Annotated in this window: 3 protein-coding genes; 2 read left to right on the forward strand and 1 reads right to left on the reverse strand. The window is 60.4% G+C overall.

The features are described 5' to 3' along the window. Window positions 1-162: 162 nt before the first annotated feature. Window positions 163-1,914 carry an MBL fold metallo-hydrolase gene (locus tag ASC93_RS10965; RefSeq protein ID WP_056441138.1) on the reverse strand — a complete coding sequence of 584 codons (1,752 nt, stop codon included), beginning with the start codon at window positions 1,912-1,914 and terminating at the stop codon, window positions 163-165. 153 nt (window positions 1,915-2,067) lie between these two features. On the opposite strand from ASC93_RS10965, the gene ASC93_RS10970 reads away from it, so the two are divergent. Together ASC93_RS10970 and ASC93_RS31675 are read left to right on the forward strand one after the other, a co-directional pair. Beyond that, on the forward strand, window positions 2,068-4,782 hold the full coding sequence (locus ASC93_RS10970; protein ID WP_056441141.1) for a hypothetical protein: 2,715 nt from the start codon (window positions 2,068-2,070) through the stop codon (window positions 4,780-4,782). A gap of 146 nt (window positions 4,783-4,928) precedes the next feature. Beyond that, window positions 4,929-6,002 (forward strand): hypothetical protein, encoded by a 1,074-nt coding sequence (locus tag ASC93_RS31675; RefSeq protein ID WP_200958306.1) that lies wholly within the window; start codon window positions 4,929-4,931, stop codon window positions 6,000-6,002. Window positions 6,003-6,081 lie beyond the last annotated feature (79 nt).

The raw sequence follows: 6,081 nt of genomic DNA on the forward strand, positions 1-6,081 counted from the left end.
TCAGATGATTATCGTTCGACAGTTACATTTATGCAATAACCAAAATGTCTGTTCAGCAAATTTAGTTTCTGATGTGTGTTTTTGATACGGTTTTGAAACTTCATCAATATGTTCTCAAGCATCAAAAAAGTCCGACCAGCGCCCTGCGACGCCGGCCGTCGCTCATCTTCCCCGTTGCTGCCCTCGCCCTGGCATCGAGCTTCCCTTGCCTCCCGGTATTCCGCGGCGCCGAGCAATCTCTCGGCTCAGGCGCGCAATCTCATCCTCCATCTCGCGAAGACACGCCTCATCCGAAATCTCGGAAGCGTCCTTGTCAAGGTCGAACCACAAATCCGGATCTGCGGGCATCATCGCTTGAACAAGCGTGCCCTCCATCTCCGCCCTCGCCTTCATCGCCTCCGCAAGGGCCTCCCGCTGCATGTCCCCACCGTGCTGAATGAAGACTGCCTTGCCCACCAGCCTCAACTCGTCCTTGTGATGATTCAGGATCCAGTCGAGCAAACCAGTCTGATCCGCGTGAGCCGAGTAGCCCGTGAGCGCAACGACGTCGGCGCCAATCTCCGCCAGCGGCATCGTCATCCCACCCGGCCAGTCGAGACTGCCCGTCAGCCGCCGGCGCTCCTCCAGACCGGCCTTCGCGAGTGAAAGCAGCTGTCCGCCGACCGTGCCGGCCGAACAAAAGCCCGCGAGCGCAACGGTGTTGCTGGTGGACGGGATCAATTTCGGCAGCCACCAGGCCGCAGGCCCACCATCGCAAGTGCCTGAACTGACCACATACACCGATGCACGGGAGTCCTCTTCCGGCACATGCTGGCGACGATTGGTCATGGCGCGGAACAACGGCCGCCAGGCGCGCGCGACGGCATTTCCGCAAGCGGGGAGCTGCACGTCATCTCCAGCCTCGGCCCCCAGTGTCATGTGGCAGATATCGAGAACCGTGCGCACATGCGTCGGATCCTTGTCGTCCAGGCCGAACCAGCGGAACATCTGCTTACCCAGCCAGAGGGGGCGTACCTTTCCGTTCTTGCCGTTGTTCTCGGTTCTCCGGAGAGCCTCGAGCACGGCCGCGTTCATCTTTCGTGCACTTGGTGCATCAATGTGGAACCCGACGCCCTCGTATCGCTCCGGATTCTCGGCCACGATCCAGTGCAGATCGAAAAGGACGTCCTGAACACGTCCGAGGGCGAACGCCGGGATGATGAGACTGCCGGCACGTGAAATCGTCCGATCGAGGAGACTGCGCAGCTGAGCCCTGCGATGCGCAGGATCGTTCTGCTCCGCAGTCCGTACCATCTCGCCGTAAGTTGACTCGATGACCGCGAAGTCATTCGAACCGGCGTACATTCTGTGCCGGAGGAACGGCAGGCTTTCCTCATCCTCCACGTTGGGCCCGAGATCGCCTGAAAAGGCGATGCTGCGCTGCCCCGGACCTGGTGCGCCCCAGTGAACTGCGACGGAGAGCGCACCGATGACATGCCCCGAACGGAAGAAGCGCACAAAGAGATTCCTGTCGACCGAATGAAACTGGCCGAAAAATGGACTCCGGCGCGGTTCATGCCAGCGGATTGCGTTCACGTCCTTTGCGGTGAAACCGATGTCCGACAGCTCGGCCGCATCCCGCAAGAGGATCTTCGCGATCTCGGCAGTCTCCCTCGAGCAATACACCAGACCTCGGAATCCCTTCCTGTACAGCATGGGAAGCAGACCACTGTGGTCAATGTGTGCGTGCGTGAGGATCACGAACTTGATCTCTGCCGGGTCGAAGGGCCAGTCGCAGGCGTTCCACTCCGCAGCCGTACGTTCCCCCTGCTGCATCCCGCAATCGACGAGAAAATTCCAGTCGTTTGCCTCATCGTGCATCCAGGTGCACGAACCAGTGACTTTTCCGAGCGGACCGATAAAACGAATCTTCATTTGGATGACCTCCTGTAAAAAAATATTTGCCACAGAGGAAGATTAGTTACCTTGCGCCCGATGCGCAACGACTCCTGCAATGCTGCGCAGCGTTGCATTCGACATTGCAATTGTTGTTCGAGAAAAGTATGCTTCCGAGAAAATGGAGGCCCAATGTTCAAACCAATCAGTACCGCTCGCTCGAGCGGAAAATTTCGATCCTTCGACGAGCTGGCAAAGCGCTTGGTGAGCGAGTTCACCGATCTGGATTGGCCTGCACCTCGTGCGCTGGCGGTAAAGCTGGGCGACATCGATCGTGGAGACAAGGTGTGGTGGACAAGACGCCCTTCGCACGCTAGCGCTCTCGCGACCCTGCTGGAGGCGCCGCTAGTCGACCTGGGTCTGCACGATGCCCCTGCAGGGGACGCCTTCCAGTTCACGACCTTCCCGGAACTGGCCCCGATCACGCTGGCGCGCGAAACCTCATGCGAGATCGGCTTCCCCGTGTCGGCGGCTGCCGGAAAGGAGGGAGACAGATTGGCGTTCTGGCTTGACGTGGCGCCTCCGCGCCATGCATGGCGCGGCCCCGACAATGAGATCTCCTGGCTCGAGTTCCTGCCCGGCACCGGCCTCAGCTTCTTCTGGGCAGCACTCCGTGCGCGGACACGCCACGAGCACATGGTGGAAAGACGACTCCGTGACGCCGGAGAACGCCTTCGCCAGGCAGGCAATCTGATCCTTCTCGTAGAACAGCCCTGCGACAATGCCGACCTGATCGCCCTGGCGGAGGCGCATCGCGATCTCAACCTGCTGATCGTGGCGCCCTTCAGTGCGCCGGAGGGCGATACTGACGCACCGTCGACGTGGCTACCCAGCTGGGAGGTTCTGACAGGGCAGATCGACGGACGCATGGCTGCGCTCAGGAACCCGCAGGACTTCTTCAACTCGATTGCCAGATACGAATGGCGCATTCACGACGACTGGCAGGCTCGCCTGCTGGACTGGGTGGAAAAGCGCATCAGCCGCACTACCGACGATACGCTGTTCACGGCCAAGGGCGTCGCGAACTGGCTCTCCAGCTTTCCCGAAGGGTGGCAGTTTGTCAGGGGACCAGCCGATCTCCTTGCCGTCTGCCGCCTTTGCCATCTATCCAGGGAAACCGAGCTGCCACGCGTGTCGGACCTCAATGCGGGACAGCGGCTACTCGAACAGGTCACCCGCGCCGACAAGGCACTGTCCAGACGCTTCAAGGAGCTGGTGGATGCCAGGCTCGCGGCGCGCCAGCTGAGCTGGAACGATCCGCTGACCGCAGCGCAATGGGCAGCCTTCGCCCCTGCAGCATCCGTCGCCCTCGACGAGACGACCCTTCTTTCCATCGCCAACGGCGCGAATCAGGCAGAGCGACGAAAGCGCGCCATGGCCGTCGCCGAATATATCCAGGAGACGGGAATCGCTCCGCTCATCGAAGCGCGGTTTCTGGTTGAAACCCGTGACGGCATGCTGGTACTGGCCCCTCAGTTTCTGGTCGACCTGGTCGCACGCGACCTGCTCATGCAGATCATCCGTGAGCAGCCGGTCGACCACTGGGCGATGTACTGCCATGACAAGGATCGCCGTGTCCTGATCGATGCAGCGCTCGGCAGCATGTCGATCGGCGAACTCTTGCCAGTACTCGATCGCATCAAGGAAATGCCTGCGGACGCGCTAGCCCGGATCGGCGCTGGGGAAGCACTGTTCTGGGAAATCGGCAAACGGCTCAGTGACATGCGGACGGTGCCCGAGGCGTTCGCGTGCCTCGCCGGGATGGTTCTGCCCCGTCTTGCCGAGACCGATCTGACACCTGCTCCATGGACGCGCCCTGCCGACAACGAAGACGAATCACTGGAATGGAACACCATATGCTGGGCGTGGAGCATCTGGTGCGACAGGCCTCCGATGCATCTGCCGGAAAGCTGGACCTGGCACTTTCCAGGCTGGGCTCCGGACCTCGCGGTCGGCATGACCCCCTGGTTCTGGCCGACACTCCTGCCTGATCGGCCGGCCCTCTCGTACAAGTGGAAGCGCATGATGGCGGTTGCCGGCCAGCTGGTCCAGAAATTCACGCGCCCTCCCGAGTATCCGCCGGAATTTCTCGCGCCGATACTTCTGGCCGAAGGCATCAGAGGCCGATGGCCCGTGGACTTCAAGTGGCTCGAGGCCATCATGAGCGAGACGGACCGGGAGCGGCGCAATGCAGCAGAGAACCTGCTCCTCCGGGAGCTGAACAGGATCGGCTCCACAGCAGCCCCGAAACTGCTCCCCTTCCTCATGGAGTTCCTCTTTTCGGGGCGGACCGACGGGATGAGACAGGTACTTTTCTACCGTTCGCGCATACGTACATGGGTATTGGAGCACGTGTCGTACGAAGACGTGTCCGCCTGCCTCGACGAGGTACAGCTCGAGGCCTTATGGCAGGTTCCCCACTCGCTTCCGCCCCGGCTCCTGCTTGGCATGCTTGCGGATTCCAGCCCCGTAGAGGAGTCGAGACTGCCCGCGCGCATTGGCGCGATTCGCGTTCTTGGTGCGGAGCATGTCGATGCGCTCACGCGGCTTCTCGGGTCGGAGTCCCTGGGCATGGCTGCGGCAGAGCGGCTCTGGAAGGTGTCGCCCGAGACTGTGGAGCGCACGCTGACCGGAGGCGCTTCCACCCAGGATGCCGCGGCTTCGCTGCGGGTGCTGATTCTGTCCGCCCCGCTCGAAAGGACGGGTGTGGCTGCGGACGCGGTCCTGGACTTCCCTTCTCTTCTCGCCCCTGGCGAACGTGCAGACTGGGCAAAGCCGCGACTTCCCAATGCGCAGGCACATACCGAGACTCTCTGGGCGATTCTCGACCATTCGAAAGCACACTGACAGCGCTCACCGCCGGGCAACAGGACAAGCGATTATCTGTCCTGCCCCGGCAGCGGCGCAGACAACCAGCGCCACTCTCTGATATTAGTTGGCAAAAGGAAAACTTTCGGCTTAAGATTAGTCTCCCTTGTTTCGAAAGTGATAGAGTGGCCGCGATCTCGAACTATGCCCAGCTGGACGCTTTTGGCCGTGAACGCCTTTCGCCCAATTTCTTCATGCGGGAATTCCTGCACAGCGAAATCGCCGCCTGGCATGGGTTGCAGAACATTCCGGATCATCCCGAAATAGCGCTCGACGTCGGCAGGAAGCTGTGCCAGGAATTGCTGGAGCCGCTTCAAGCCAGATTCGGCAGGATCCACATACGGTCGGGCTATCGCTCGCCCACTGTGAATCGCTTTGGAAACGAGAAAGAGCTGAACTGCGCGACCAACGAAAAGAACTACGCCAGCCATATCTGGGATTACCCGGACGCCGAAGGCATGCACGCCGCCACTGCATGCATAGTGGTCCCCGCGCTGGTGGACTATATCGAGTCGGGTGGAAGCTGGACCGCAATGGCTTGGTGGATCCATGACCATCTGCCCTACAGCTCTCTGTGCTTCTTTGCGAAGATGGGCGCATTCAACATCGGCTGGCACGAAAAGCCGCTCCGACAGATCGACAGTTACGCGAAACCCAAGGGGTACCTGACCAGGCAAGGCATGAGCAACCATGGTGGAACGCACGAGGCAGAATACGAGGGTCTGCTCGCGTCGTTACGACGGCCGAACGTTGGTCGAGACAGTTTGGCTATCGTCGAGAATCGCTCTGTCTCTGCAGCCCCTCAACCTGGAAGTATGCGACCTGCTGCTTTCGTCACCGGTGCGCCCACCCCATCAGAAGAAGAACAAGTCGCCTTGCCCGTGAATTACCGCGCGGTGCACACTAGGACAACCTGGCGTATCGCGCGCGGACACAAGTCCATCGAAAATGCCATTTACGGCAAGGATGGTGCGGCAGGGCTTTTTGCGCGGAAGGTTCGCATCGATTATGAGCGGCATGGTGATCCGCTCTACGTGGTCGTCTGGCAGTCAGGCCGCAGCACAGGCTTTGTGGCCACTTCGAGTAGCGCATCGTCCACAGGGATTGCGATTGCAGAATTGCCTGTCGCCGCTATCGAGGTGTTTGAAGCGCAGGGCGGAGCAGCTATCGAAATACTCGCCCGATGCTTCAAGGGTTGAGTGCACTTCGAGAACTGGAGGGTGTAAATAATATTGTGTAAACGGTCATTTGGCAGGACACTGCCGCCACTAGGAGAAA

The organism is Massilia sp. Root335 (assembly GCF_001425685.1).
Lineage (GTDB): Bacteria > Pseudomonadota > Gammaproteobacteria > Burkholderiales > Burkholderiaceae_D > Telluria > Telluria luteola.

Excerpts from the sequence above, each read along its gene's own strand:
- ASC93_RS10970 (WP_056441141.1), top strand. The coding sequence starts at position 2,068 with ATGTTCAAACCAATCAGTACCGCTCGCTCGAGCGGAAAATTTCGATCC.
- ASC93_RS10965 (WP_056441138.1), bottom strand. The coding sequence starts at position 1,914 with ATGAAGATTCGTTTTATCGGTCCGCTCGGAAAAGTCACTGGTTCGTGC.